Origin of the sequence: Lysobacter capsici, assembly GCF_014779555.2 — a bacterium.
In the GTDB taxonomy this organism is placed as follows: Bacteria; Pseudomonadota; Gammaproteobacteria; order Xanthomonadales; family Xanthomonadaceae; genus Lysobacter; species Lysobacter capsici.
This window is the reverse complement of record NZ_CP094357.1, coordinates 1,876,428-1,902,478: the sequence shown is the minus strand read 5'-3', so window position 1 is coordinate 1,902,478 and position 26,051 is coordinate 1,876,428. Positions and strand designations below refer to the sequence as shown.

At 67.9% G+C, this 26,051-nt stretch carries 23 protein-coding genes; 7 read left to right on the top strand and 16 right to left on the bottom strand.

Features of this window, described 5'->3' with window-relative positions:
• Nucleotides 1-181: 181 nt before the first annotated feature.
• From IEQ11_RS07910 to IEQ11_RS07895, 4 genes are read right to left on the bottom strand one after another with little or no spacing between them, the layout of a single operon-like run.
• Nucleotides 182-2,953, bottom strand: a complete 2,772-nt coding sequence (locus tag IEQ11_RS07910) for a bpX6 domain-containing protein (RefSeq protein WP_191821435.1) — start codon at nt 2,951-2,953, stop codon at nt 182-184.
• Complete coding sequence (locus IEQ11_RS07905; RefSeq protein WP_191821434.1) at nt 2,946-4,805, bottom strand: hypothetical protein; 1,860 nt, start codon at nt 4,803-4,805, stop codon at nt 2,946-2,948. Before IEQ11_RS07905 ends, IEQ11_RS07910 begins: the two co-directional genes overlap by 8 nt.
• 3 nt (nt 4,806-4,808) lie before the next feature.
• Nucleotides 4,809-5,225, bottom strand: coding sequence for a bpX5 domain-containing protein (locus tag IEQ11_RS07900; protein ID WP_036114774.1), 417 nt, complete (start codon nt 5,223-5,225; stop codon nt 4,809-4,811).
• Nucleotides 5,222-6,364 carry an AAA family ATPase gene (locus IEQ11_RS07895; protein WP_191821433.1) on the bottom strand — a complete coding sequence of 381 codons (1,143 nt, stop codon included), beginning with the start codon at nt 6,362-6,364 and terminating at the stop codon, nt 5,222-5,224. Before IEQ11_RS07895 ends, IEQ11_RS07900 begins: the two co-directional genes overlap by 4 nt.
• 262 nt (nt 6,365-6,626) lie before the next feature.
• Here IEQ11_RS07895 and IEQ11_RS07890 point away from each other — a divergent pair, with 262 nt between their 5' ends.
• From IEQ11_RS07890 to IEQ11_RS07880, 3 genes are read left to right on the top strand one after another with little or no spacing between them, the layout of a single operon-like run.
• The gene (locus IEQ11_RS07890) at nt 6,627-7,994 is read left to right on the top strand and encodes an ATP-binding protein (RefSeq protein ID WP_036114799.1); all 1,368 of its coding nucleotides are present in this window, start codon (nt 6,627-6,629) and stop codon (nt 7,992-7,994) included.
• Nucleotides 7,994-8,470 carry a hypothetical protein gene (locus tag IEQ11_RS07885; protein WP_046656079.1) on the top strand — a complete coding sequence of 159 codons (477 nt, stop codon included), beginning with the start codon at nt 7,994-7,996 and terminating at the stop codon, nt 8,468-8,470. The genes IEQ11_RS07890 and IEQ11_RS07885 overlap by 1 nt, the downstream gene beginning before the upstream one ends.
• Nucleotides 8,467-9,393 carry a tetratricopeptide repeat protein gene (locus IEQ11_RS07880; RefSeq protein WP_191821432.1) on the top strand — a complete coding sequence of 309 codons (927 nt, stop codon included), beginning with the start codon at nt 8,467-8,469 and terminating at the stop codon, nt 9,391-9,393. Before IEQ11_RS07885 ends, IEQ11_RS07880 begins: the two co-directional genes overlap by 4 nt.
• 10 nt (nt 9,394-9,403) lie before the next feature.
• Here the strand turns inward: IEQ11_RS07880 and IEQ11_RS07875 are convergent, their stop codons facing one another.
• The 3 genes from IEQ11_RS07875 to IEQ11_RS07865 form a co-directional block, all read right to left on the bottom strand.
• Nucleotides 9,404-9,706 carry a hypothetical protein gene (locus IEQ11_RS07875; protein WP_191821431.1) on the bottom strand — a complete coding sequence of 101 codons (303 nt, stop codon included), beginning with the start codon at nt 9,704-9,706 and terminating at the stop codon, nt 9,404-9,406.
• A 65-nt stretch (nt 9,707-9,771) separates the two neighbouring features.
• Nucleotides 9,772-10,500, bottom strand: coding sequence for a rhomboid family intramembrane serine protease (locus IEQ11_RS07870; RefSeq protein WP_096414027.1), 729 nt, complete (start codon nt 10,498-10,500; stop codon nt 9,772-9,774).
• 92 nt (nt 10,501-10,592) lie between these two features.
• Nucleotides 10,593-10,931 (bottom strand): MGMT family protein, encoded by a 339-nt coding sequence (locus IEQ11_RS07865; RefSeq protein WP_191821430.1) that lies wholly within the window; start codon nt 10,929-10,931, stop codon nt 10,593-10,595.
• Nucleotides 10,932-10,971: 40 nt separating this feature from the next.
• Between IEQ11_RS07865 and IEQ11_RS07860 the strand changes: the two genes are divergently transcribed.
• Nucleotides 10,972-11,379: a hypothetical protein gene (locus tag IEQ11_RS07860; protein WP_046656072.1), complete on the top strand. Its 408-nt coding sequence runs from the start codon at nt 10,972-10,974 to the stop codon at nt 11,377-11,379.
• A 492-nt stretch (nt 11,380-11,871) separates the two neighbouring features.
• Here the strand turns inward: IEQ11_RS07860 and IEQ11_RS07855 are convergent, their stop codons facing one another.
• Together IEQ11_RS07855 and IEQ11_RS07850 are read right to left on the bottom strand one after the other, a co-directional pair.
• Nucleotides 11,872-12,999, bottom strand: a complete 1,128-nt coding sequence (locus IEQ11_RS07855) for an inorganic phosphate transporter (RefSeq protein ID WP_036102014.1) — start codon at nt 12,997-12,999, stop codon at nt 11,872-11,874.
• A gap of 10 nt (nt 13,000-13,009) precedes the next feature.
• Nucleotides 13,010-13,636, bottom strand: a complete 627-nt coding sequence (locus tag IEQ11_RS07850; protein WP_096414026.1) for a DUF47 domain-containing protein — start codon at nt 13,634-13,636, stop codon at nt 13,010-13,012.
• Between the two features lie 405 nt (nt 13,637-14,041).
• On the opposite strand from IEQ11_RS07850, the gene IEQ11_RS07845 reads away from it, so the two are divergent.
• Both IEQ11_RS07845 and IEQ11_RS07840 read left to right on the top strand, forming a co-directional pair.
• On the top strand, nt 14,042-15,382 hold the full coding sequence (locus IEQ11_RS07845) for a hemolysin family protein (RefSeq protein ID WP_036102010.1): 1,341 nt from the start codon (nt 14,042-14,044) through the stop codon (nt 15,380-15,382).
• Nucleotides 15,366-16,064, top strand: coding sequence for an exopolysaccharide biosynthesis protein (locus tag IEQ11_RS07840; protein WP_051546708.1), 699 nt, complete (start codon nt 15,366-15,368; stop codon nt 16,062-16,064). The genes IEQ11_RS07845 and IEQ11_RS07840 overlap by 17 nt, the downstream gene beginning before the upstream one ends.
• Nucleotides 16,065-16,278: 214 nt before the next feature.
• Here the strand turns inward: IEQ11_RS07840 and IEQ11_RS07835 are convergent, their stop codons facing one another.
• The 3 genes from IEQ11_RS07835 to IEQ11_RS07825 form a co-directional block, all read right to left on the bottom strand.
• Nucleotides 16,279-18,411, bottom strand: coding sequence for a putative bifunctional diguanylate cyclase/phosphodiesterase (locus IEQ11_RS07835; RefSeq protein ID WP_036102008.1), 2,133 nt, complete (start codon nt 18,409-18,411; stop codon nt 16,279-16,281).
• A complete protein-coding gene (locus tag IEQ11_RS07830) occupies nt 18,408-19,343 on the bottom strand; it encodes a phosphate/phosphite/phosphonate ABC transporter substrate-binding protein (RefSeq protein ID WP_247024756.1) in 936 nt (311 codons plus the stop codon). Before IEQ11_RS07830 ends, IEQ11_RS07835 begins: the two co-directional genes overlap by 4 nt.
• 160 nt (nt 19,344-19,503) lie before the next feature.
• A complete protein-coding gene (locus IEQ11_RS07825) occupies nt 19,504-20,361 on the bottom strand; it encodes an RNA methyltransferase (RefSeq protein WP_191821429.1) in 858 nt (285 codons plus the stop codon).
• Between the two features lie 96 nt (nt 20,362-20,457).
• Between IEQ11_RS07825 and IEQ11_RS07820 the strand changes: the two genes are divergently transcribed.
• Nucleotides 20,458-21,276, top strand: coding sequence for an inositol monophosphatase family protein (locus IEQ11_RS07820; RefSeq protein WP_036102003.1), 819 nt, complete (start codon nt 20,458-20,460; stop codon nt 21,274-21,276).
• Between the two features lie 117 nt (nt 21,277-21,393).
• Here IEQ11_RS07820 and IEQ11_RS07815 read toward each other — a convergent pair whose 3' ends face one another.
• The 4 genes from IEQ11_RS07815 to secD all read right to left on the bottom strand — a co-directional run bounded on the left by IEQ11_RS07815 (nt 21,394) and on the right by secD (nt 26,041).
• Nucleotides 21,394-22,662 carry a class I SAM-dependent methyltransferase gene (locus tag IEQ11_RS07815; RefSeq protein ID WP_191821428.1) on the bottom strand — a complete coding sequence of 423 codons (1,269 nt, stop codon included), beginning with the start codon at nt 22,660-22,662 and terminating at the stop codon, nt 21,394-21,396.
• Nucleotides 22,663-22,734: 72 nt separating this feature from the next.
• On the bottom strand, nt 22,735-23,061 hold the full coding sequence (locus IEQ11_RS07810; protein WP_191821427.1) for a hypothetical protein: 327 nt from the start codon (nt 23,059-23,061) through the stop codon (nt 22,735-22,737).
• 135 nt (nt 23,062-23,196) lie between these two features.
• Nucleotides 23,197-24,162 (bottom strand): protein translocase subunit SecF, encoded by a 966-nt coding sequence (gene secF / locus IEQ11_RS07805; RefSeq protein WP_036101997.1) that lies wholly within the window; start codon nt 24,160-24,162, stop codon nt 23,197-23,199.
• 16 nt (nt 24,163-24,178) lie between these two features.
• Nucleotides 24,179-26,041: a protein translocase subunit SecD gene (gene secD, locus IEQ11_RS07800; RefSeq protein ID WP_096414021.1), complete on the bottom strand. Its 1,863-nt coding sequence runs from the start codon at nt 26,039-26,041 to the stop codon at nt 24,179-24,181.
• Nucleotides 26,042-26,051 lie beyond the last annotated feature (10 nt).

Below are 26,051 nucleotides of genomic sequence, written 5' to 3'. Positions count from 1 at the left end.
GCGGTGATTCGTCGTAGTCGGCGTTTCGCGGTCGCGGCTTGCGCCGCTCCTACAGTCTGAAACGCGGCTTACGTATCCCCCTGTAGGAGCGGCGCAAGCCGCGACCGCGAACCAACGACTTCCGCGCAACTTCCATCGCAGCGACGCAACCGCACGCGCGACGCCACGCCACTTGCACGAATCAAAGCAAGGTAAACACCCGCACCTTCGAGGTCTCGCTGGCGATATCCATCACCCGCCCCTGATGATCGAACAGCAGCACCCCGCCCTCGTACTCGCGCGTACGCAACGCCGCCACCGGCCAATCGATGCTCGCCGCCACATCCGCATGCGACGGCCGCACCAGATGCAAGCGCATCGCGCGCTCGCCGCGCAACCACACCAGGCAACCGTGGGTCAGCGGAATCACGCCGTGCCCGCTGAGCTCGCCGGGCGGCGGCGACAACCGCATCTGGAAATCGCGCGTGCCCCAGGTGTAGGCAAAACGGACGCCGCCATCGTCGTCCTGGGTCAGCTGCAGCGGCAACGCGCCCATCGCCGGATGCAACTGCCGGAACCGTCCATCCTCGAGGATCGGATCGCGCGACAGCAAGCGCCGCTGCGGCGCGTTGCGATAACGCCACAGCACCTGCTCGCGATCGCCATGCACCAGGAACGATTCCTCGATCGGGAAGAATTCCGCCGCGACCACCGGGCCGCCCAGATCGCCCACGCTCCACAGCACGTCCAGCGACGCGCGCGCCGCGTCCACCACCATGATCCGCTCGCCCGACACCACCGACCAGGCGATGCCGTCGAAACGATCGGCGAAGAATTGCAGCGGCATCGCGCCCAGGTCGGTGATTTCGTGATGGGCCAGATCCAGCCGCGCGATCCGCGACACCGAGTCGCGCCGCGCGATCGCCAACGCGATCTGGCCGCTGTGGCTCATCACGAACCGGTACGCGGGCACCGCGTAACTGCGCACGCGTCGGCCGTTGCGATCGACCACCGCGGCGCCGGCCTCGCCCAGCGCGACCAGATAGCGGCCGTCGCCGAGCGCCGCCACGTCGTGCGGCGACTGCAGGCCCGGCGCATCCGGCGCGCTCGCGCTCAACGCGCCGGCCGTCTCCCACAAGCGACGCCGGCCCTGTGGCGTCGGCAACGACCATTCGGGCAGATCGGCGCTGAGCCACGGATCGTCGGCCAGCTTGCGCAAGCGTTCGAACTGCGCGCGCTCGATATCGTTCGCGCATGCGGCGCGATCAGCGGCGAGCGCGGGCAGCACCTGCGCGGCGAGCACACGCAGCGCCGGGTTGCTTTGCTTGACCTCGGCGAGGTCGCGACCCAAGGCTTCGCGCGGCGCCGCCGGCGAGGCCGGATCGGCCAATCGCGCGATGCGCTCGGCGTAATGCTGCACGGTATCGGGCAGCAGGCTCGCGCGCTGCACCAGGGCGCGCGCGGACAATTCGGCGCCGGCCGCTTCGGCCGCCAGCAGCCAGCGCCCGGCCTGCTCGCGCGCCTGCGGATCGGGCCACACCGCGTCGACCGCGGCCAGCCACAGGCCCTGCTCGGCCAGCGCCTGTCCCCACTCACCGCGCAATTGCCGCGCCTGCTGCGGATGGCCGTTTTCCAGCAGCGCGACCGCCGCGGCGAAGGCATTGTCGCGACGCGCGACCAGCACCGCGCGTTCGCGGTCGCCGGCCAGCATCAGCAAGCGGATGATGAGGTCCGGCGCCATGTCCCAGCTCAGCGCCAGTTCGGCGGCCTGGGCGAAACGCTCGTGCTTGACCAGATAGTCCAGCGCTTCATTGCGCGCGCTCAGCAATTCGGCGAGCACGAACACCGCTTCGTCGATCTTGCCTTGCCGATCGAGTTGTTCGAACGCGTTGCGGTACAGCTTGCGCAAGCGATCGCGCGCGCTGTCGCCGAAATCGATCGAGGTCGCCGCGCCGTTGCCCTGGCTCAGGCGCAGACTGTCGCGCCGGCCCGGCGCGCTGAACGCCTGCCCCAGCGAATCGCCGCTGCCGTCGATCGGCAAGGCATTGCGCAAGGCCTCGTGGAGATCGCCGCGATCGAACTGCTCCATCAACCGGCGCAGGTACGCGCCGTGACGCATGCCGATCAGCCGCGACGCGCGGCTGGCGATGGCGAAGCGCACCAGCATGTCGCGCCAGCGTTGCGGCACGATCGCCCGATTGCGCGGCCGCACGCTGCCGCCGCCGGTGCCCGCGCCTCGCCCGCTGGTCGCCGCGCCGCCGCCGCGACCCGACGACGCATCGCCCGACAAACCGGGAAAACGCTGCAGCAACCAGTCGGCCATGCGGTCGCGAGTGCCGACCGCGCGTTCGCGCAGGCTCGGCTTCGCGCTGGACAATCCCAGGCCGATCGGTTTGCCGTCGGCGTCCTTGCCCGCGCCGCGCGCCGCCGCATCGCGCAGGAACGCTTCGCGCTCCTGGCTCGGCGGTGGAATCTTGTCGCCCAACACCTCGCGCAAAGGTTTGCCGGTCAGGCGACCGGCCTTGGGCAAGGCCAGGCTGCGGCGGCCGTCGTAGGTGTCGTGCAACGCGTAGTCGTCGATGTCGATCACCAGCGACGGATCGAGCGTCTGCGCCTTGGCGAAATGCAGCGACTGCAATTGCCCACCGATCACCAGATGCACATCGCCGGCCGCGAGCGCGGCGCGTTCCTCCTCGGTCAGCGGACCGGCGTACAGGCCATGCGCGCCGACCCGGCGCAGCGGCGTGCCGCCGGCGAATTCGCACTGCAGCATGCGCGGCGCTTCGAAACACAGCACATCGCCGTGCTCGAACCGCCATGCGCGGCAGCCGGGCATCCATTCGTGCAGGACGCGTTCGCTGCGCCGCTCCGGCGACAGCCAGTCGGCGGCCAGCCACAGCCCGTCGACCGTTTGCCGGCCGCGCCAGACGGGATGACGCACGGTTGCGTCGGCGGGCGTCGTGCGATCACTCATCGCCGCCTCCGGCATACAGCAACACGCTCTTGGCGTTATCGCGCAACACCACCAGCCGGCCGCGCAGATCGACCAGCGCGATCATGTCGCAATCGGTGGCGACGCTGGCGACCGAGATCTGATAAGGCGATTCGTACAACGTCGCGCGGCCTTGCGCACCGATGCTGACCACCGCTCTGCGATCGGGCCGCAACGCGATCAGGTCGAGTTCGTCGGCGGCGTTCATCCTCAAGCCCACGACCTTCCAGTCCGCCGGCAGCACGATCTCGTGATCGGCGGACTTGGCCCGATGCTGGCTGCGCAGGAACACGCGCCAGATGCTGGAACGCTCGCCGCCATGACCGCCGACCGGCTGTTCCACGCAACAGCCGCCATGCCAACCGGAGCCGAACCAACGCCCACACACGAAACCAGCACGGGCTTCGCCTTGCAACGCGATCTTTTCCAGGATTCGACCGGTCTGCACACCCAGAAACTCGCAGTGCAGCTCGTTGCCCAGCTGGCGCAAATGCAAGGCATGATCGTTGCCGGCATTGGCGATGGCCAGGGTGCGGCCGGCAAAGATCTGGTATTCCGCGCCGCGCGCGGTGAACTTGTTATGCGTCCACGACAACAAACGGCCCTGACCGGACAGCAGCAACACGCGTGCGTGCGGGCTTGCGTTGAAAGCTCCGTTGAGCACGAAACACGGCAGCAGCCGTGCCCGGCTGGCCGCTGGATCGAATTCCTCCACCGGCGGCAGGTCGGCGCGGCGCAGTGGGGCGAGCTGCCAGAATTCGAGTCGGTCGGAATGCGCGATCACCCCGCCGAAATGCCGACCGACCAAGGTCGCCGCGAGCAAGGTTTTCTCCTTGGACCAGCGCGTGGTCTTCGGCGGCGACTGCGATCGCATCGTTCCGCGCGGCAGCCGGTAGACGTTGGCCGCGTTTTCTCCGATCAACGGCACGGCGACGCTGTTGCCGCCGAAGGAAATCAACGGCGGTTGCTTCAGCGACAGCCTGCCCGTGCCGGGCAACACGGACTGCTCGCGCGCGACCGACTCGAACCGTCCGCGCAGCAGGCGCGACGACACGTTGGGATCGGGCAGATTCAGCCGCAGCTCGCGCCGCGCCTGGCGCGCGGCGATCACGATCGCCAGTTCGTCCTGGCTGGCGCGTTGCACATCGACGCGATGGCCCAAGCCATAACCATGGGCGTGCGAACCGATCGACCAGCGCTCACCGGGACTCGGATCGGCCGCATCCAGGCGCAAGGTCCATTCGCGCTCCAGGCGTTCGGACAAGGACAGCGCAGCGTGCTCCGGATCGAGGCCATCGCGCGCCACGACCGCGCCGCCGGGCGTGTACGTCCGCGCGTCCAGCAGACGCTTGAGCGCTTGCGGCGTATCGGCCGCATGCAGCTCGCCCGGCTTACCGAGCACGCCCCAGGCAAAACGCGCCTTGGCCGCCTGCGCGCGCTGCGCCAGCAATATCCACATCGCCACATGCACCAGCCGCGGCGCGCCCAGTTGCGTGGGGCCGGTGTCGAACACCGCCACGGTCAGCGCGTCGACTTCGCGCGCGACCAGTTTCGGCGACAGGAACAGATGCTCGCCGGCGGCGGCGCGGCGATCGAATTCCTCCGGCACCACCTCGGCCATCGCCCATTCGCTCAGCAACAGGCGTTCGTAGCTGCCGCGCCGGCGCAGGTCGTCGATGCCCTCGGGTTCGACCGCGCCGCGCAACGCGCGCATGCGGAACGCGCCGAGCATCGGATGCAGGCGCAGCATCAGTTCGCCGAGCACGCCGGCCAGTTCCGGGTCGAACCAGCCCAGCCAGGCATGCCACGGTTTGAGCGTATCGGGCAGGCGCATCGCTCAGCCCCGCCAATGGCCGCGAATCTGCGCGATCAGCGCCGCCGTCGCCGGCAAGGCGCGATGCAGCGGCACGATCCGCGCCGGTTCGCGCAGCAGCAACAACGGCGACTGCGGATGCCGGCGCGCGATCGCGCGATGCAGCAGGTCCAGCGGCAGATCCGGGCGCTCCACCGTCGACAGCCACAGCGCGGGCGCATCGGCGCGCGGCGCGACATAGGCCACGCCCTCGCTCCACGGCAGCGATTGCGGCGCGCCGGTAAGGATCACCACATCGTCGTTGGCGGTCAGCATCAGGCGCTCGCGCACGGACTCGTCCAGACGCTCGATCGCGTCCAGCAGCCCATGCGCCGCCGCGCCGACACCGACCGCGCCCTGCGGCGGCGGCGGATCGGCTTCGCTCCGCCAACCCCACTTCATGTCGGCGTCGCGACCCGTTCGATCAGGCGCGCGCGCTCGGCGGCGAGTTCGGGCGGCAACGATTTCACGTCGAAATTCGCATCGATCTCGCGCAGCAAGGCTTCGGCGATGGTCGCCGCGGCCGGCGCGTCGGCGCCGTCCTGCAGGCAACTGCGCGCGGCTTCGACCAGCCGCGCGGCGCGCGACACCGGCTGCAGCACCGCGTGTTCGACCGCGGCGCGCAGGGTCGGGTTGGCCGCGGCCGACATCGAATCGCGCAGCACGTCCTGGGCGCTGGCCTGCGCCTCGCGGGTCGGCATCACGTAGAACAGCGGCCACAGGTCGGCGTCGGTCGCGGTGTCGCGGCCGGCCAGCACGGTGGCCGCGGCGATCAGACGCTGCACCTTGACGATGCGGCGGTCCGACAGGCTCAGGCCGGCGGCGCGCAGTTTACGGATCGCATCGGCGAGCAGGCCGCGCGCGTGGCTCAGATCGACCAGCGGCACGCGCCGGCTGAGTTCGTCGATGTCGGACAATTCGGTGCGATGCGCCAGCGGCGCGCGTTCGGACTGCCAGCCGCCTTCGAGCAAGGCCTCGAGCTGATGGTCCGGCACCGGTTCGACGAACAGGTGCAGCAGGAAACGGTCGGCGAACGCGGCCAGCGATTCGTCGTCGGGCAAGGCATTGGCCGCGCCGACGCAGACCCGCAGCGGGCATTCGATCTGAGTGTGACCGCGACGGAAGCGGCGCTCGTTGAGCACGCCGAGCAAGGTGTTGAGGATCGCGGTCGAGCCCAGAAACACCTCGTCGAGGAACGCGACCTCGGCCTCCGGCAGCATGCCGCTGACATCGGTCTCGACCACGCCCTCGCGCAGCCGGCGCAGGTCGACCGGGCCGAACAGTTCCGACGGCTCGGTGAAACGGCCCAGCAGGTATTCGAAATAACGCCCGCCCAAGGCGCTGGCGACGCGGCGCACGACCGCGCTCTTGGCGGTGCCGGGTGGGCCGAGGATCAGCAGATGCTCCTGCGCGACCGCGGCGAGCACGATCAACTCGGCGAGCTGCTCGCGTTCGATCAGGCCGACGGTGGCCGAATGCACGGCATCGCGGACGCGGGCCGCGGCCTGCTGCGCGGCGGAGGGTTCGATCGGAAGTGTCATGGACTGGACGGCCTGGATCCTTGGCGGCCCGCGCGAGGCGGACAACGGCGACGTGCGGACGGGACGCGGCGCGCGTTCGGCTTGCGACCGGTGCCACATTGCGCACTGTAGGCGCGGGCCCGCGCGTCCCGCAACCACGGCATGCGCCGATCGCGCGCGGCCCCGTCGCGCTCGGCCCGCCGCTGGCACACGATCGGCCTGCGCCGGCCGATTTTTCATTACCCTATCGCCTCGCGACACCGGCCAGGACCCCGCTCACGCCATGCCCGACACCTCTCTCGACGATCTGCTCGCCGCGCTCGCGGCCAGTCCGCAGAACCCGGCCCTGCGGATGCTGGTGGTCAATGCCTGCCTGGCCGAGGCCGATCCCGACGCGCTGACCCGCGCGCTCGAACTGGCCGGCGACGATCTGCTGAACGACCCGACCCAGCGCGACGCCGCCGTGCGCGTGCTGCTGCAACACGGCCGCGACGAACTGGTCGCGCGGATCGCCCCGGACGACTCGGCCGCCGCGCTGTTCGCGCTCGCCCGCCTGCGCCTGGCCGACGGCGATCGCGACAGCGCGCGCGGGCTGTATCAGCAGGCGGTCGCGCTCAATCCCGCGCTGGAGGACGCCGCGCTCGCCAACGAATTGGCCGGCAAGGTGATTTCCTTCGCCAACGCCAAGCGTCAGCAGTCCGAAGGCCTGCGCCCCGGCGCGCAGGCCAGCCTGGCCAACGACGACACCGACGCCGACGACGTGGCCCGGCTGTTGCAGCCGCCGCAGGCGCGCATCGCGTTCGCCGACGTCGGCGGGCTCGACGAGGTCAAGCACCAGATCCGCCGCCGCATCATCACCCCGTTCCTCAAGCCGTCGCTGTTCGAGCGCTTCAAGCGCCGCTCCGGCGGCGGCATCCTGCTATACGGCCCGCCCGGCTGCGGCAAGACCCTGCTCGCGCGCGCCACCGCCGGCGAATGCGGGGCGAAGTTCTACAACGTGGCGATCACCGATGTGCTCGACATGTATATCGGCGAATCCGAGCGCAAGCTGCACGCGATCTTCGAAACCGCGCGGCGCACCGCGCCGGCGGTGGTGTTCTTCGACGAAGTCGAGGCGATCGGCGGCAAGCGCCAGTACTCGCGCGAGGCGACCTCGGCCAAGCTGGTCAGCCAGTTCCTGACCGAACTCGACGGCTTCGCCCAGAACAACCACGGCGTGCTGATCCTCGGCGCGACCAACGTGCCGTGGGCGGTCGACGCCGCGTTCCGCCGGCCCGGCCGCTTCGACCGCGTGCTGTTCGTGCCGCCGCCGGACGAAACCGCGCGGCGCGCGATCGTCGATCTGCTGCTGCGCGACCGACCGCTCGGCGAGGGCATCGACGTGGGCGAACTGGCGCGGCTGACCTCGGGTTTTTCCGGCGCCGACCTGCGCAATCTGGTCGAAACCGCGATCGACGAAGCGATCGAGGATTCGATCGAACAAGGCCGCGAAAGCCCGTTGACCATGACCCACCTGCGCGCCGCGCTCAAGGACACCCGCTCGACCACGCTGGAATGGCTGACCACCGCGCGCAATCACGCGCGCTACGCCAACCAGGGCGGGCAGTACGACGAAGTCCTCGACTTTCTCAAACGCCACGGAGGCGGCTGATGGCGACCCTGCCTTATCGCCTGCCCGACGAACCGCGTCCGTCGGGGCTGTCGCGTTACGCGGTCGACCCGTTGTGGCCGCTGCTGACCCTGATGCTCGCCGGCGGCGGCTTCGGCCTGGCCTGGTTCGCGTTCAATTCCGCCGCGCTCGGCAGCCCGACCCGCGGCCGCGAATGGGCCTGCGTCGCGTTGAGCGTGTTCGGCACCGTCGCGCTGGTATTCACCATCGGCGTGCTGCTGGGCAGCGGCTGGCTGCGGCCCGAGCATCAGGCCTACGCGTTCTTGTCGCTGTTGCTGCTCAAGGTCGGCGTGGCTTACGCGCTGTATCTGATGCAGCAACGCTGTTTCGAAATCTTCGAGCACTACGGCGGCGAGCCGCGCAACGGCATGCCGCTGATGATCCTGCTCGCCGTGGTCGGACGCGGCGCGCTCGACATGACCGGCTGGCCGTTGATGCTGCGAATGGTGCTGCAATGAGCCGCCACGATCATCTGTACCGCATGGCCGAGCGCTATTACGCCAACGGCCAGGTCGACGACGCCATCGACATGCTGCTGCAATCGCTCGGCGAAGACCCGGACCAGTCCGATGCGCACGCATTCCTGTCGCTGTGCCTGATCAAGCGCAACCGCCTGCACGCGGCCGAAATGGAAGCCGCGCGAGCGCTGGAACTCGAACCCGAATCGCCGTTCGCCCACCTCGCCGCCGCGATCGCGGCGATCGCGCGGCGCAGCCTGAAGCAGGCGCAGGCGCATCTGGATTCGGCGCGCGAACTGCAACCCGACTCGGCCGCGATCGCCGACGCCTATGCGCGCCTGTACCTGGCCTGGGGCCGCGACGCGCAGGCGCTGGAAGAAGCGCGGCGCGCCTGCGAGCTCGACCCGGACGATCCCGACTACCCGGCCCTGCTCGCCTCGCTGGAACTGCGCCGCGGCGATCGCGCGCGCGCCGAAGCGCTGGCGCGCGACGTGCTGCGCGGCCATCCCGAACACGTCGAGGCCCTGTGCGTGCTCGGTCATTGCGAACTCGCCGCCGGCCGCACCGACAGCGCGCGCGATCACGCCGCCTGGGCCTTGCAGATCGATCCCATGGACGGCGAAGCGCTGACCCTGATGGCGGCGGTCAAGGCGCGGCGCAGTTGGGCGCTGGGCCTGTGGTGGCGGTTCCAGAGCTTCATCAGCGCCGGCTCGCGCACCCGCGCGGTGGTACTGCTGATCGGCATGTTCCTGATCTACCGCATCGCCCTGATCGCGCTGCCGCAGAACGGTCTGCCGCAATGGACCGGTCCGCTGTCGTATGCCTGGCTGCTGTTCTGCGCCTACACCTGGATCGCGCCGAGCCTGTTCTGGCGGTCGGTCAAGAAGGAACTGGAGCAGGTGAAGCTGCGGCCGGGGTTTTAAGTCCGCACGCTCAGACTCGGCGCATCACGCTGGCGCGAACGGTCGGATCGAACTGGAGTTCGTCCACGGCGATGACTTCGGCGGCGGCGACATCGCCGATCGCGCCCGTGTCGAAAACAGCCCGTGCGGCCCCAAGCTCGTCGCCAACGAACTTGACCCGGAAAAACGACGGATACTCGTCGGCGTCATCGTCGAACCGCGAATCCAGCAGCCAAAAGCCGTCGTCCTGGCCGCCCGCGAGCACCCAGCGCGGGACATCGCAGAAATCAGCGTAAACAACGATGGGCAACCACGTCGCAGCGGGCATCTTCATTGCAGTCGCTCCTGTATCGGCTCATCACAACGCCAACATCAGACCGTTGCGGCCGGGAAAAGGCCTTACTTCACCACCCGCAACTTGGACGCCTTTCTGCGCTCGCGCAGTTCGCGCATCCGCGCATCGCGGCGGGCGGCGTCGCTGTTGCCGCCACCGCCGTTCTTCGGCGGGTACTTGCGCCAGTAGCGGATCACCATCCAGCCCACGATCATCCCGCCCAGATGGGCGAAATGGGCCACGCCGGTACCGGTGGTGAACACGCCGTAGAACACCGACGCCAGCGCGTAGATGATCACCAGGGTGCGCGCCTTGAGCACGATAGGGAACGGCAGCAGGGTGACGCGGCGATTGGGGAACAACATGCCGTAGGCGAGCAACAGGCCGTAGATCGCGCCGGACGCGCCCAGGGTCACATACAGCTGGCCCTCGTAGATCGCGATCGACGCGAACAGCAGTTGCAGCAACGCCGAACCGATCAGGCAGACGAAGTAATAGATCGCATAGCGTCTTGCGCCCCAGTGGTATTCCAGCGACGCGCCGAACATCACCAGCGCGAGCATGTTGAACACCAGATGGCCGATGTTGCCGTGCATGAAACCCGAGGTCAGCAACTGCCACGGCATGAAGCCCGGGCCGTCGACTACGAACTGCGACGGTACCCACGGCCACAGCTCGAACCACGACGGCCAGGCGTGGGTGGACTCGCTCAGTCCCAACAGGGATTGCAGGACGAATACGACGACATTGGCGATCAACAGTCGGCGGGTGATCGACGGGATACTGGAAAACATCGCGACTCCTCGGGGCGGGCGCTATGGTAGCCGCGACCGCGCCGCGAGGACGTGAGCGCGGCGTACACGGCGCGCGCCCGCGCAGGGGGCGTTCAGTCGTCCGGCGGGCCCCATATCTGCGCGTCCACCGTCGGCGCCGCGCGCTGGCCGCGGACCCGGCCGTTTTCGACCGTCACCCCTTCCGCGCGCAGCCGCTGGCATTGCTCGCGATAGCCTTTGGAGCCTTCCGGCAGCGCGATCCGGCCGTCCGAGCGCAGGACCCGGTGCCAGGGCAGTTTGGGGTCGTCGTTTTCGCTGAGCAGGCGCGCGACCAGGCGCGCGCGGCCGGGCAGTCCGGCGCGGCGCGCGACCTCGCCGTAACCGGCGACTTCGCCCTTGGGAATGGCGCGGATCGCGGCGCGGATGCGTTTGGCGGCAGTTTCGCTGTCCATCGCGGTAGCATATGCGCTGCAACGCGCAGGAGTCGCCCCCATGCAATTCGAACAGATCCGCCATCAACTGACCCGGGCCGGGTTCCACCTCACCGTTCACGACGAGAGCGTGATCTGCATCGAGCTGTCGCTCGAACAGGGCACCCGCCATCAGGCCTTGTTCCTGTCCGAGATCGAGGACGACGACGGCCGCGCGTTCCTGCGCGTGAGCACCGCGGTGGCCCCGACCACCGGCCTGGACGCGCGCCGCGCGCTGGCCTTCAACTGGGAAAGCCACGTCGGCTACCTGGCGATCGGCGACCTCGACGGCGTGCCGTATCTGCAACTGTGCGAGAACCGTCCGCTGGAAACCCTGGACGCGGCCGAGGTGCAGCGCCTAGTGATGGAGATCGGCGGCGTGGGCGATCGGATGGAGCGGGTGCTGTCGGCGAATGGGGATTTGCTTTAAGCGCAGGGGAATCGGCCTTAAGCGGATGTGCTGAGTCTTGGGTTTGCGGGGCTTGGCTGCTCGCCGAGGATTAATTCCGATCCGGGAGCCTATTTCGGTTTCGCCGTTGGCGGGCCTGATTCCAGTTTCGTGGTAATCCGATTTTCGCGGTCGCGGCTCGCGCCGCTCCTACAGGTAGCCCATGTAGGAGCGGCGCGAGCCGCGACCGCGCTGCCTCCGACCGCGACGCGACATCTGTTTCATCGCATCCGTCAGTGGCGCTTGTCGGTTGCCTCGATGCGCGAGGTCGACATCGGGAGTGGGCCATCGCGTATCCGAGCGATATCCGCGCCCCAACCAGACCGTCATTCCCGCGAAGGCGGGAATGACGACTCGGAAGAACGCGTTGAAACCCCAATCGCGCCGCAAACAAAAGGCCCGCATTCGCGGCCTTTTGCGTAGCTCAACCTAGCGGTGGTAGTTACCGCGACGCGGCAATATTCACCACCGCAATCAAATCCACCCCAAGAACCGCATCAACTCGAACAACCCATAAGCGATACCGCCCGCCGCCGGAATCGTAAGAATCCACGCCCAGATCATCTTCTCGACCACGGTCCACTTGATCGAGTTGAAACGCTTGGCCGTGCCCACGCCCATGATCGCGGCGGAGATGTTGTGGGTGGTCGACACCGGGATGCCCAGCGAGGAGGCGAACATGATCACCGTCGCGGCGCTGGTCTCGGCGGCGAAGCCGTGGATCGGGTGCAGCTTGACCAGCTTGTGGCCCAGGGTCTTGATGATGCGCCAGCCGCCCGCGGCGGTGCCGGCGGCCATCACCACCGCGCAGGTCAGCTTGATCCAGGTGTCGATGTCGTTGTTGGCGATCGCTTCGGGCGAAGGATGCAGGAACGCCAGCCAGCCCGGCAGGTTGTCCAGGGTGCCGGCGGCCTGCGCGCTGATCAGGGCCAGGGCGATGATGCCCATGGTCTTCTGCGCATCGTTCATGCCGTGGGCGAAGCCCATGCCGGCGGCGCTGAGCAGCTGCGCCTTGCCGAAGAAGCCGTTGACCCAGCGCGGCCGCGCCAGCCGGCGCAGGATGCCGCCGCTGCGGGCCATGAACGAGATCAGCGCGAACAGCACGCCCATCACCAGGAAACCGGCGGCGAAGCCGAGCACCGGGGAGGTGAACATCGGCACGATCACCTTCCACAGCACGCCGGCGCTCTTCCAGATCGGTTCGGCCGGATGCGACCAGACTACCGCGTGCCAGTTGTTCGACGAGGCCGCGACCGCCGCGCCGCACAGGCCGCCGATCAAGGCGTGCGAGGACGAGGACGGCAGGCCCAGCCACCAGGTGATCAGGTTCCAGATGATGCCGCCGAGCAGCGCGCACAGCAGCAGCTGCGAACCGACTTCGACCACGCCGGCGTCGATCAGGCCCGAGGCGATGGTCTTGGCCACCGCGGTGCCCCACAGCGCGCCGATCAGATTGGTCGAGGCGGCCAGGATCACCGCCTGCATCGGCGAGAGCACCTTGGTCGCGACCACGGTGGCGATCGAGTTGGCGGTGTCGTGGAAGCCGTTGACGTATTCGAAGATCAGCGCGGCCAGCACTACCACGATGACGAGCGTAAGCATCGCGCGCGCCTCAGGAATTTTTCAGGACGATCTGGTAGGCGACCACGCCGGCCTCGCGGCAGCGGTCGATCGCCTTTTCCAGGATCTCGAAGAACTCCTTCAGCAAGAACATCTGCAGGTTGTCGAGTTGGCCGGAATAGATGTCGCGGTACAGCTCCAGCATCAGCCGGTCGGCCTCGTTCTCCAGCGCGCGCAGCTGGTCGTTGAGCGCCTTCATCGGCTCGAGCTTGAGATGGCGCAGCTGGTGGACCATCTTGACCACGACCTCGGCGGCCTGCTCCAGCATCGCCGCGCGCGGCGCGAAGTCGATGTGTTCCAGGTGGCGGGTGGCCAGCGAATAGCGGTCGGCGAACTTCTCGACCTGCTTGGGGATCTTGTACAGCGCGGTGCTCAGCGACTCGATGTCCTCGCGCTCGATCGGGGTGATGAAGCTGTCGACCAGCTCCTGGCTGATCTTGTCGGAGGCCTCGCGCTCACGCTGGCGGGCGAGCTTGAACGCGTCCAGCGCGGGCTGGCGGTCGGCGGCCTTGAGCATGCCGTGCAGGGCCTTGGTGCTGTCGTGGGCGGCGACGGCGGCCTCCTCGAGCAGGGTATAGAACTGGTTGCCTTGGCCGAAAATGGTCTGCAGGGAAAACATGCTGGAAAGCCTCTGGGCCGTAAGCCGCTGAATGCCGGCCGCGCCGGTGGGTGTTCTGGCGCCGGCTGGGCCGGCACGGGTTTGCGGGCGCGATTATGACCGTTTGACGACGCCGCGCCCACCTTGGCCTGCGCGCGGGCCGGTCGCAGCCCACAAAAACGCCATCGCGGGGCGATCGGCAGGCCCGGGGCGGTCCGCCCGGCCCGGTCGCTTTCACGAAGAGGCGTCGTGAATGCCTGCTAAGATCGGCCCCGGTCCGGCTCCGGCCATGCCGCCTCCCCTACCGTTTCCCCCGCAACCCATGGACGACGACCCAAAACCGCGACCCAGCCGGCAATGCCCGGCCCGTTCCGCCCGCAATGCGCGCTCCTTCCGTGAACCCACCGGCCACAGGAGGCATTGCCGATGCTGGAACTACTGATCGTCATGGCCCTGATCGTCCTCAACGCCTTCTTCGCGATGTCGGAGATGGCGCTGATGACCTCGCGCAAGCTGCGCCTGAAGCAGATGGCCGACAACCCGACCCACCCCAGCCGCGGCGCCCGCATGGCCCTGCAGCTGGCCGAACACCCCGACAACCTGCTGTCGACCGTGCAGGTGGGCATCACCGCGATCGGCGTGCTGACCGGCACCTTCGGCGGCGAGTCGATCGGCCTGGCGATCGCCGGCTGGATCGGCGGCATCTTCCCGGGCGCGGCCGAGTACGCGCGCACCATCGGCATCGGCACCGCGGTCACCCTGATCACCGCCGCCAGCGTGATCTTCGGCGAGCTGATCCCCAAGCGGCTGGCCCTGACCAATCCGGAAAAGATCGCCAGTTCCGTGGCGATCGTGCTGGCCGGGCTGGCCCGCTTCGCCAAGCCGGTCGTCGCCACCCTGGGCGCGATCAATCGCCTGGTGCTGCGCCTGCTCGGGATCAAGGACGACGCGCGCAGCGAGATCAGCGAAGAAGAGATCCGTCTGCTGGTCAGCGAAAGCCACGAGCAGGGCGTGATCGACGCCGACGAACGCAAGATGATGAATCGCGTGCTCAGCCTCGGCGATCGCACCACCGACAGCCTGATGACGCCGCGCACCCGCATCACCTGGCTCGACGCCAGCGCTTCGATCGAGGACAACCTCGCGGCGATGCGCGAATCGCCGTTCTCGCGCTTCCCGGTCTACCGCGGCAGCGATCAGGACGTGCTCGGCGTGCTCGAGGCCAAGTCGCTGCTGCGCAACCTGGGCGTGGGCAATCTGCCGGACCTGTTCGGCCAGCTGACCGAAGCCTTGTTCGTGTCCGAATCCACCCACGCGCTCAAGCTGCTGGAAATCTTCCGCGAGGAACAGCAGTCGCTGGCGCTGGTGGTCGACGAATACGGCGACGTGACCGGGCTGATCACCGTCAACGACCTGATGGGCGCGGTGATCGGCCGGGTCCAGACCGCCGAGTCCGACGATCAGGCCGGGCCGGTGGTGCAGCGCGAGGACGGCTCGTATCTGATCGACGGCGCGCTGCCGGTGGAGGAACTGCGCGAAGTGCTCGGCGGCGGACGCCTGCCGAACGAGGACGAGCACGACTTCCACACCGTCGCCGGCATGGTGATCGCCCACTTCGGCCGGATTCCGCACGTCGGCGAGTATTTCGCCTGGAGCGGCTGGCGGATCGAGGTGATCGACCTGGACGGCCCGCGCATCGACAAGCTGCTGCTGCAGCGGCAACTGCCCAAGCCCGCCGAGTCCACCGACGATGACGGCAGCGGCTGACCGCGGGCCTGAGGACGAGGGCGGCGGCGAGCGTGGCCGCGACCGCGCGCGTCGCGGCGACGTCCACGAGGCCGGCACCCGCGCCCTGCTCGACGCCATCGTCGCCGGCGATCCGGACGAGGTGGTCAAGTTCGGCGACGTGTTCAACGGCCTGGGCAACCGCTCGTTCGGCATGCTGCTGTTCGTCTCCACCCTGCCCGCCTTCATCCCGATCCCGGGCGTGGGCGGCGCGATCAGCGGCCCGCTGGTGGTGCTGGTCGGCCTGCAACTGCTGATCGGCCTGCGCCGGCCGTGGCTGCCGGGCTTCATCGCCCGGCGCGGCCCGCACCGCAGCGCGATGGCCAAGTTCCGCAATCTGCTGGCGCCGTGGCTGACCCGGCTGGAACGTTTCGTCAGCCCGCGCGCGACCGCGCTGCTCGATCATCGCGCCGCCAATGCGTTCACCGGTTTGCTGCTGGTGCTGCTCGGCATCCTGCTGTCGCTGCCGATCCCGTTCACCAATTTCCTGTTCGGCGCGTTGCTGCTGTTGTTCGCGTTCGCGCTGCTGGAACGCGACGGCAAGCTGATGGGCATCGCCTGGGTCGCCGGGGTGATCGCGGTGGCGGTGTTCGGCGTGCTGTCGGGCAGCCTGGCGCAGGCGGCGGCGGAGTGGATTGCGTTGGCTCGGGCGAAGTTGGGCTGAGGGAGTTGTCTGTTTCGAGCTTTCGAAGCAGTGAAGCCATCTCACCCGCTAATTTGAATTTCACGGAACGTCATTCCCGCGAACGCGGGAATCCAGCGACTTTAATCGTTCTCGCACGAAAGGCACTGGATTCCCGCGTTCGCGGGAATGACGAGCAAAAACAAAATCGCTCGATACAGCGGCGCGGCCGGTAAAACCAAGTGCCACCAGGCCGCTAGCCGAGCAGCACCAAAAACTCCTGCGCATTCACCGGATGCCCCAGCCAGTAGCCCTGCGCCAGATCGCAGCCGCGCTCGCGCAACACCGCGTACTGGCCTTCCTTCTCCACGCCCTCGGCGACGACGATGATGCCCAGCGAATGCGCCATCGCGATGATCGCGGTGGTCAGCGCCAGATCGTCGGGATCGCGCAGCACGTCGGCGATGAAACTGCGGTCGATCTTGACCCCGTCCACCGGCACCCGGCGCAGATGGCTCAGGCCGGAGAAGCCGGTGCCGAAATCGTCCAGCCACACCTTCACCCCGCTCGCGCGCAGCCGCGACAGCAGGCTGCTGGCATGGACCTCGTCGCCGATCACCGCGGTCTCGGTGAGTTCCAGATGCAGTTGCTGCGCGGGCAATCCGGTTTCGCGCAGGCAGGCGGCGACCACGTTGGGCAGGTCGCCGCTGCGCAACTGGCGCGGCGAGACGTTGACCGAGACGAACATCGGATCGGCGCCCACGCGCGTATCGCGCCACGACACCGCGTCCTCGCAGGCCGCGCGCAGCACCTGCGGGCCGAGCGTTTCGATCAGGCCGCTCTGCTCGGCGACATCGATGAACACCGACGGCGCGATCAGGCCCTGCTCGGGATGCTTCCAGCGCAGCAACGCCTCGGCGCCGACCATCTTGCCGTCGGCGAGGCGGAACACCGGCTGATACACCAGGCTCAGTTCGCCGCGATCCCAGGCGCCGCGCAATTCGTGCTCCAGATGCACCCGGCGTTCCACCGCCTGATCCATCGCCCGGCTGTAGAAGCGGTAGCAGTTCTTGCCGGCGACCTTGGCCTGATACATGGCGATGTCGCCGTTCTTCATCAGCGCGGTCGCGCCGGAGGCGTCTTCCGGATACAGGGTCACGCCGATCGAGGTGCCGAGAAAGACCTGACGGTCGTGCACCACGATCGGCTGGCCGAGTTCGGACACCAGCACTTCGGCCAGATGGGTGGCGACGGTGCGCGCCTCGCCGTTGCGCTCGCGGCTGCCCTCGACCAGGATCACGAACTCGTCGCCGCCGAAGCGCGCCAACAGCGCGCGTTCGCCGCCGATCCGGCGCACCGTGTCCTGGATGCGCTGGGCGAATTGCAGCAGCACATCGTCGCCGGCGTCGTGGCCGAGGGTGTCGTTGACGCGCTTGAAATCGTCGATGTCGGCGAACAACAGGCCGAGCTGGCCGCCGTCGCCGCGCAGATGCAGCAAGCGCTGGTCCAGCCACTCGCGGAACGCGAGCCGGTTGGCCAGCCCGGTCAGCGCATCGGTGTAGGCCATGCGGCGGATGTCGCGGTCGTGGCGCGCGAGGCTGTGGCTCATGCGGCTGAACGCATGCATCAGGTCGCCGACTTCGTCGTTGGGATGACCGGCCGGCGGCGCGCTGTCGAACTGTCCGTTCTCGATCGCCTGGGCGGCGTCGGCGAGTTCGCGGATCGGCTTGACCAGCCAGCGCTGGATCAGCCACACCATCAGCGCGCCGAGCGCGAGCAGGCCGACGCTGAGCAGCCCGACCCACAGCAGCTGGCGCCGGCCCAGTTCCTCCAGCCGTTGCCGCAACTGATCGAGCGCGCTGTCCTGATAGGTGCGCATCGCCTTGAGGTCGTAGCCCACGCGCACGCCGCCGAGCCGCTGCTGGCCGATCTTGATCGGCATCGACACGTCGAAGGTGCTCTCGCCCCACTGGGTGTGCAGCGCGCGCGCGGCCACCACCTGCTTCGCCATCGCATCGTCCATGCGCTTGCCGTAGCTGGGAATCTCCTCGCTGCCGTCGTGGACGATGTTGCCGTCGTTGTCGTAGACGATCACGTAGCGCACGCCCGGATTGGCCAGCGCCGCGCGGCTGAGTTCGCCGATCGCGTCCAGATCGAAGTAATACAGCGGATTGGTCAGCGAGCCGGCGAGCTGCGCCACCTCGCCTTCGCCGTGACGGCGCAGGCTTTCGACGAAACTGTCGCGCATCGCGTCGCGGCTGACCCCGACCACTTCGGCCTGGATGCGCTCCTGCCGGTACAGCAACAGCGCGATCAGCGCGACCACCACCAGAAACGCCACCCCCATGATCGACAGGAACTTGGCCTGCAGGCCGGCGCGCAGTCTCATTCGACCTCCGCCCGCACCCGCGCCACGCCCGAACCGATATGGTCCAGCGCGCGCTGCGATTCAGCGTCGATCGGCATGAAGCCGGTGGTCTTGAAGAAGCGCAGCAGCGCTTCGCCGGCCTCGGGATCGCCGGCCGCGTCCATCAGCACCTCGCGCAGGCGCGCGGCGACCTTCGCGTCCAGATCGCCGCGCACGACTTCCAGCGCGCGCGGATAGTCCTCGCTGCGGCCGATCTCGATCAGGTCGCGGCGGAAGGCTTCGGGCATGCGGCGCGGGTTGTTCCAGTCCAGATTGCTCATCACCCCGGCATCGACCAGGCGCTTGTGGACCCAGGTCGAGACGTTGAGCTCGGAGCGCGCGAACAGATAGCCGACCCCGCCGCGGTTGATCCGGTCGGTCGGCGACAACAGGATTTCCAGGGTCAGGCCGCGTTCGAGCAAGGTCGCGGCCGGGACGAAGTAGGCGCTGGTCGAGGTCGGCCGCTGGAACGCGACGTTGTGGCCGCTGAGGTCTTCGAGCGAGCGCAAGCCGCTGTCGCGGCGGGCGAAGAACACGCTGTGGTAATGGCTGACCCCGTCGCGCTCGGTCAGCAGCAACGGCCGCGCGTCGGCGCGCTGCCGCAGCAGCATCGCGGTGCCGGCGGTCTCGCTGACCCAGTCGACCCGGCCGCGGCGCAGATAGCTGGCCATCTGCTGCACGTCCTTGGCCATCAGGATGCGGCCCTCGCGGATGCCGACCTCGGCCATGCGCGGGACCACGTAATCCAGCAATGGCTTGAGCTGTTCGTAATGGGCCTTGGGATCGTCGCTGATCCGGCCGAGCACCAGCACATGGGCATCGGTGTCCTCCGGATGGCCGCCGCGCGCGTCGTGCGGATCGGCCGACGCCGCGACGCAGGCCGACGCCCCGGCCAGGGCGAGCCCCAACAGCACTCTCAGAATCCGCGCGCTAGCGATCAACTCAAGTCACCCGGTCGGATTGCCACCGCAGCGTAATCGAACCGCCGCCGCGCCGATACGCCCGCGTTGCGGCCGCGCAACGGCCCGGCGCCGCGCGCCGAAGCCGAGCGCCGGCCGCGCCACGCCCGCTGCATCAGCGCCGTTGGCCGGCCAGCATCGCCATGCGCTCGACATCGGCGAGCACGCCGCGCAGCAGCCGCACTTCGCGCTCGTCCAGGTCGGCGCGCAGGAACAGCCGGCGCAGCTTGCGCATCGCCGATTCGGGCGCGCGGCCCTTGTGGAAGTCGATCGCGTCCAACGCCTCGCCGAGTTGGCCGAAGAAACCTTCCAACTGCGCGTGCGAGGCCGGCGGGTCGCGATGATCGCCGGCCGGATCGGCCGCGGCCGCGGCCAGCGCGGCCATGCGCAGCTCGTAACTGAGCACCTGCACCGCCGCGCCGAGGTTGAGCGAGCTGTAATCGGGATTGGCCGGGATATGCACCGCGGCATGGCACAGCTGCAATTCGTCGTTGTTCAGGCCGGTGCGCTCGCGCCCGAACACCAGCGCGACCTGGGCGCCCTCGCGGGCGCGGGCGTCGACGCGTTCGGCGGCCAAGCGCGGCGGCAGTTCCTCCAGCGCGATCCGGCGGCTGCGCGCGGTGCAGCCCAGGACCCAATGGCAATCGGCGATCGCCGCGGCCAGGTCGGGCAGGATCGGCGCGGCCTCCAGCACGTCGTCGGCGCCGGCGGCCATGGCATAGGCGTCGCGGTCGAGCGGCTTCTCCGGCGCGACCAGGACCAGCCGCGACAGGCCCATGGTCTTCATGGCCCGGGCCGCCGAGCCGATGTTGCCCGGGTGCTGGGTGCCGACCAGGACGATGCGGATGCGGGCGGCAGCTGGGTCGGGCGCGGCGGTGGGCGGGGCCGCGGCGGGGTCGCCCGGGGCGACGGCGGAGTTGGCAATTTCGGGCCGCTCGGGCGGCGGCGGGGTTTCGCGAGGATCGGAGTTCATGCGCAAATGGTAAACTCCCCGCCCCGGCCATACGCGCCGGCCCGCTCTTTATCCCCGTCAGTCCTGCCCCACCTCACCCGTTCGAGGCCGTAAACCATGCAGAAACCCGCCGTCACCCTCATGGTCAAGGCCGCTCGCTCCGCCGGCAACGTGCTGCTGCGCCACATGCACCGCCTGGATGCGCTGAACATCGTCGAGAAGGACCGCATGGACTACGCCAGCGAAGTCGACAGCCTGGCCGAAGCGGAGATCATCAAGGAATTCCGCCGCGCCACCCCCGACTACGCCATCCTCGGCGAGGAAAGCGGCCCGATCGGCCAGGCCCGTTTCACCTGGGTCATCGATCCGCTCGACGGCACCAGCAACTACCTGCACGGCATCCCGCATTTCTGCGTGTCGATCGCGCTGTGCGAAAACGGCGAACCGATCCACGGCGTGATCTTCGATCCGCTGCGCAACGACCTGTTCACCACCAGCCGCGGCAGCGGCACCCAGCTCAACGAAAAGCGCGTGCGCATCGCCGAGCGCAAGGACCTGACCGGCGCGATGCTGATCACCGGCTTCCCGCCGCGCGAACGCGCCCGCGCCAGCGCCCACCTCAAGTGCCTGGACAATCTGCTGGTCGACGCCGAAGACGTGCGCCGCACCGGCTCGGCCGCGCTCGACCTGGCCTACGTCGCCTGCGGCCGCGCCGACGCCTATTTCGAAGCCGGCCTGAAGCCGTGGGACATCGCCGCCGGCGCCCTGATGGTGCGCGAGGCCGGCGGCAAGGTCTGCGACTTCAAGGGCCGCTCGACCGGACCGATGGACAACCGCGGATTGCCGCCGCGGCAGTTGGTGGCCGGTAATTTGAAGATCGCCGATGCGTTGCAGAATCGGATCGTCAATACGGGGTATGCGGCGGCGTTTGATTGATGCGCTGAGCCGGCCTGTATCTGAAGACGAAACGCCGCGATGATCGCGGCGTTTTTTTGTTTCAGCCGCCGCTCCTGAAAATCTCCGGGAAAAGACGCAGGTATTCATCCGCTTGATTCAGTCCTGACGGCTGGGCTTTCGCACCGTGATGAACCTTCGAGGCCGATAAATCTCGGCTACTAGCTTGCACAATTCGCGAATTTGCTCAGGAGTCAAACCCGGATTCAACACCACGGCCTCGCCTTGGAATTCAAACACGTCCGAAAACGCGCCGGGAACCGACAGCAACGTCGATAAGGTTTGCCACGCAGACCCCCAAAACCGCTTTGAATTCGCCACCATGGTGGGGCATCGGCTGCGACTGCTTAGCCAGCTGAGCATATTGATGCAAACCAGCCGCAGAGGTTGCGCTCCGACCTGCGCTTGAGCTTCCGAAAGCGCCGTCTCGTCCGCAATTACATATTCGGCCATGGCGCGGATCAAGGATTCGGCGCGCTCGTATTGACTAAGATCCCCCTGCGCGGAGTCATGCCCCCTGCGCGTCGTAACCACCCAAATCGCGCCGCTCACCGCAATACCCTGCTCATTCGCCAGACCCGTGAGCTTCGCGCGTATCGCAGCCGCCGCGCGCTCGCGCACCTGTTCGCTCTGCGCGGAGAGCAAACGCTGGATCGGGCCGACCCGAAACACTTGCTGCAATGCGTCCTCGGCCATGGCCTCCCGGGTGTCGCCTCGTCCGTAATAGAACGGCGCTTCGAAAGCTCGCAATTCGACCTGGGCGAATCCCGCCTCGGTCAGAATCCGTTCGACCCGCTGCGGATCGCTGAAGGCGAACGGGCCGGGCGCGTTCGTGTCGACGCTCGGCTGCTCGACTATGCCGGCGATCGCTTTCAAGGGCAGCACGTACCAGTCGTTCTTCGCCGGTTCCTGCCAGCACGCGAACGCGATTCGGCCGCCGGGCTTGAGCGTCTTGCGCAGTTCGGTGAACGCGGCGGCCGGGTCGTCGAAGAACATCACGCCGAAGCGCGAGAACAGCAGGTCGAAGCTGCGCGGCGCGAACAAGGGCGCGCTGGCGTCGGCGAGGCGAAACTCGATCGGCAGCTCGGAGGCCTGCGCGCGTTCGCGCGCACGGCCGATCAGCGGTTCGGACACGTCCACGCCGATCACCCGGCCGCTCGCGCCGACCGCCCTTGCCAGTTCGAGCGAGGTCGCGCCTGCGCCGCAGCCGATGTCGAGCACGGCTTCGCCGGGTTGCGGCGCGGCGGCGGCGAACGCCATCTCGCCGTAGGCGGCTGTGCGCTCGTCGAGCCAATCGTTGTAGGTCAGCCAGCGGCCGCCGACCGGGCCGTTCCAGTCGCTGATTTGTTGTTGGTTGCGTGCGGACATTCCGGCTCCATGGGTTGGATCAAAGGCGGCTCAGACAGTACGAAGCATCCTGGCGTGTTTCGCCATCGCTACTCACGGCGCTGCTTCTTCGAACTCCACGCGTTCCGCGGTGATGGCGATGAATCCGCGCACCAGATGCAGATAAGTCGTGCCCGGCCCCCGCGAAGGAACCCATTGGACGACATTGCCGGCGCGCGCATTGTCCGCCAGTTCGTCCAGGTCGGCGGCCTCCTGCATGCGCACGACGCCGAGGAATTTGATCGCGGCCATGACTCGAGCGCGGCTGTCGGACTCGCGGTAATACTCGAGCACGATCTTCACGGTACGCGCTCGATGATCCGTGGCGATCGAATGGAGGCTTGCGTCGTGCAACTCGATGTCGTGCGGATCCAGCGTCATGTTCGGTCATCCGGGCCGGTAATGACGGCAGCATAGCGAGTGCGGCCGGCCACGGACATGCGACCGATCGGTGACCACGCCTACGAAAAAGGCCGCGCAATGCGCGGCCTTTTTCGTCCAACCAAACGCCGACCGTTACGGACGACGCGCCAGCGCCGCGTCGTCCTTGGCCTTGGGCAGCAAGTCCTGCTTGGTGACCTTCAGGAAGCCCAGGGTCAGCAACGGACAGGCGACGAAGATCGAGGACACGGTGCCGATGATGATGCCGAGCATCTGCGATTCGGCCATGCCGCGCAGCGAACCGCCGCCGTAGATGTACAGCGCGACCACGGTCAGGAACGCCACGAACGAGGTGATCACCGTGCGCGACAGGGTCTGGTTGATCGAGCGGTTGAGGATGGTCTCCGGATCGGCGCGCATCGAACGGAAGTTCTCGCGCACGCGGTCGAACACCACGATGGTGTCGTTGATCGAGTAGCCCATCACCGACAGGATGCCGGCCAGCACGGTCAGGTCGAATTCGTGGCCGCTGAGCGCGAACCAGCCGGCGACCACGATCACGTCGTGCAAGGTGGTGATGATCGCCGCCACCGCGAACTTCCATTCGAAGCGGAAGGCGATGTAGATCAGGAAGCCGACGACCACGAAGATCAGCGCGTACAGGCCGTTGAGAGCCAGTTCCTTGCCGACCTGGGGACCGACGAATTCGTTGCGCAGGATCTTGCCGGTGTTGCCGCTGGCGGTCACCGCCTTCATCACCGCCTGGGCGGCGTGCGCGGTGGCGGCGGAGGAATCGTCGCCCTCGCGCGGCTGCAGGCGCACCAGCAGTTCGTTGCCCGAGCCGTAGGTCTGGACCTGGGCGCTGTCGTAACCGTCGGCGGCCAGTTTGTCGCGGATGGTGTCGAGCGAGGCGGACTTGTCCAGGTGCACTTCGACCAGGTTGCCGCCGGTGAAGTCGAGGGCGAAGTTGAAGCCGCGGGTGGCCATCGCTCCGATCGCGACGAACATGATGATGGCGGCGATGGCGATCGACAGCCACCGCATCTTCATGAAGTTGATGTTGGCGTCGTTCGGCAGCAGGGTCAGCGGGAAAATTTTCATGTCTGGAGTATTCCCGTCAGATCGCGATGGACTTGAGCTTGCGGCGGTTGCCACCGTAGATCAGCGTGGCGATACCGCGCGACACGGTGACGGCGGTGAACACCGAGGTCAGGATGCCGACGATCATGGTGATCGCGAAGCCCTGCAGCGGACCGGTACCGAAGGCGTACAGGGCCACGCCGGCCAGCAGCGCGGTCATATTGGAGTCGAAGATGGTGCCCGAGGCCTTGTCGTAACCGGTCGCGATCGCGGTCTGCGGCGGTATCCCGGCGCGCAGTTCTTCTCTTATTCGTTCGTTGATCAGCACGTTGGCGTCGACCGACATGCCCACCGACAAGGCCAGGCCGGCGAAGCCGGGCAGGCTCATGGTCGCGCCGACGATCGACATCAGCGCCACCACCATCAGCAGGTTGAGCACCAGCGCCATGCAGGTGATCAGGCCGAACATGCGGTAGTAGATCAGGAAGAAGCTCAGCGCGAAGATGAAGGAGTACGCCACCGCCATGGTGCCGCGCTTGACGTTCTCGGCGCCCAGGCTCGGGCCGACCACGCGCTCTTCGACGAAGATCATCGGCGCGGCCAGCGCGCCGGACTTGAGCTGGCTGGCCAGGGCCTTGGATTCTTCCGCGCTCAGGCCGGTGGTCTGGAAGTTCTTGCCGAACACGCCCTTGATTTCGGCCGAGTTGATCACGCGCTCGTCGGTGCGGATGGTCTGCACTTCCTTGCCGTCGACGATCGCGGTGATCGGGGTCTGCTCGACATACACGATGCCCAGGCGCTTGCCGACGTTTTCCAGGGTGTGGTCGAGCATGCGCTGGCCGCCGACGCTGTTGAGCGTGATCGACACGCCCTGGCGGCCGTCCTGCGGGTCGGTCATCGGCTGGGCGTTGACCAGTTGCTCGCCCGACACCAGCAGGCGCTTGGACAGCAGCAGCGGCTGCTTGGTCTCGGTGTAGTACACGCGCGCATCCGGCGGCACGCTGCGGTCGCGCACCGCCGCGTCGGCGGTGGCTTCGTTGCCGATCACCGCGCGGAATTCCAAGGTCGCGGTCGCGCCGATCTGGCGCTTGGCCTCGACCGTGTCCTGCAGGCCCGGCAGCTGGATCACGATGCGGTCGGTGCCCTGGCGCTGGATCACCGGCTCGGCCACGCCGAAGGCGTTGATGCGGTTGCGCAGGGTGTTGAGGTTCTGTTCGATGGCTTCCAGCGAGATGCGCTGCAGTTCGGCCTGCGGCACTTCCAGGGTCAGGGTCTGATCCTGAAGGTTCTGGGTCAGGGTCGGGAACGCGGTGCGCAACTGGCTCTGCGCCTTGGCCGTGTCGGCGCCGGTGCCGAGGGTGGCGACCAGCGCCTCGTTGCCGCGGCGGACCACCGAGGTGTACGGCACGCGGTTATCGCGCAGGGTCGAGCGGACGTCTTCGACGTAAGCGTCCAGGCGCTTGTCGATCGCGCTGGCCTGATCGACCTGCATGACGAAGTGCACGCCGCCCTGAAGGTCGAGGCCGCGCGGCATCGGCTTGGCGCGCAGGAATTCCAGCCAAGCCGGCGCGGTCGGGGCCAGACTCAGCGCCACCACGTAGTCGTTGCCCAGTTGCGGACGCAGCAGGTCGGCGGCGCGGGTCTGCTGGTCGGTGTCTTCCAGACGCACCAGCAGGTTGCCCTGGTCCTCGACCTTGATCGACTTGGACGGGATCTTGGCCTGGCTGAGCAGGCTTTCTACCTTCTTGGCCAGGCTCGCGTTGACCTGGACGCCGTCACTGCGCGCCGCGGAAATCTGTACCGATGGGTCCTGCGGATAGGCATTGGGCAGCGCGTAGATCACGCTGACCACAAGGACTAGCAGGATGACGAAGTATTTCCAGCGCGCGAAGGTCAGCATCGAGAACCCC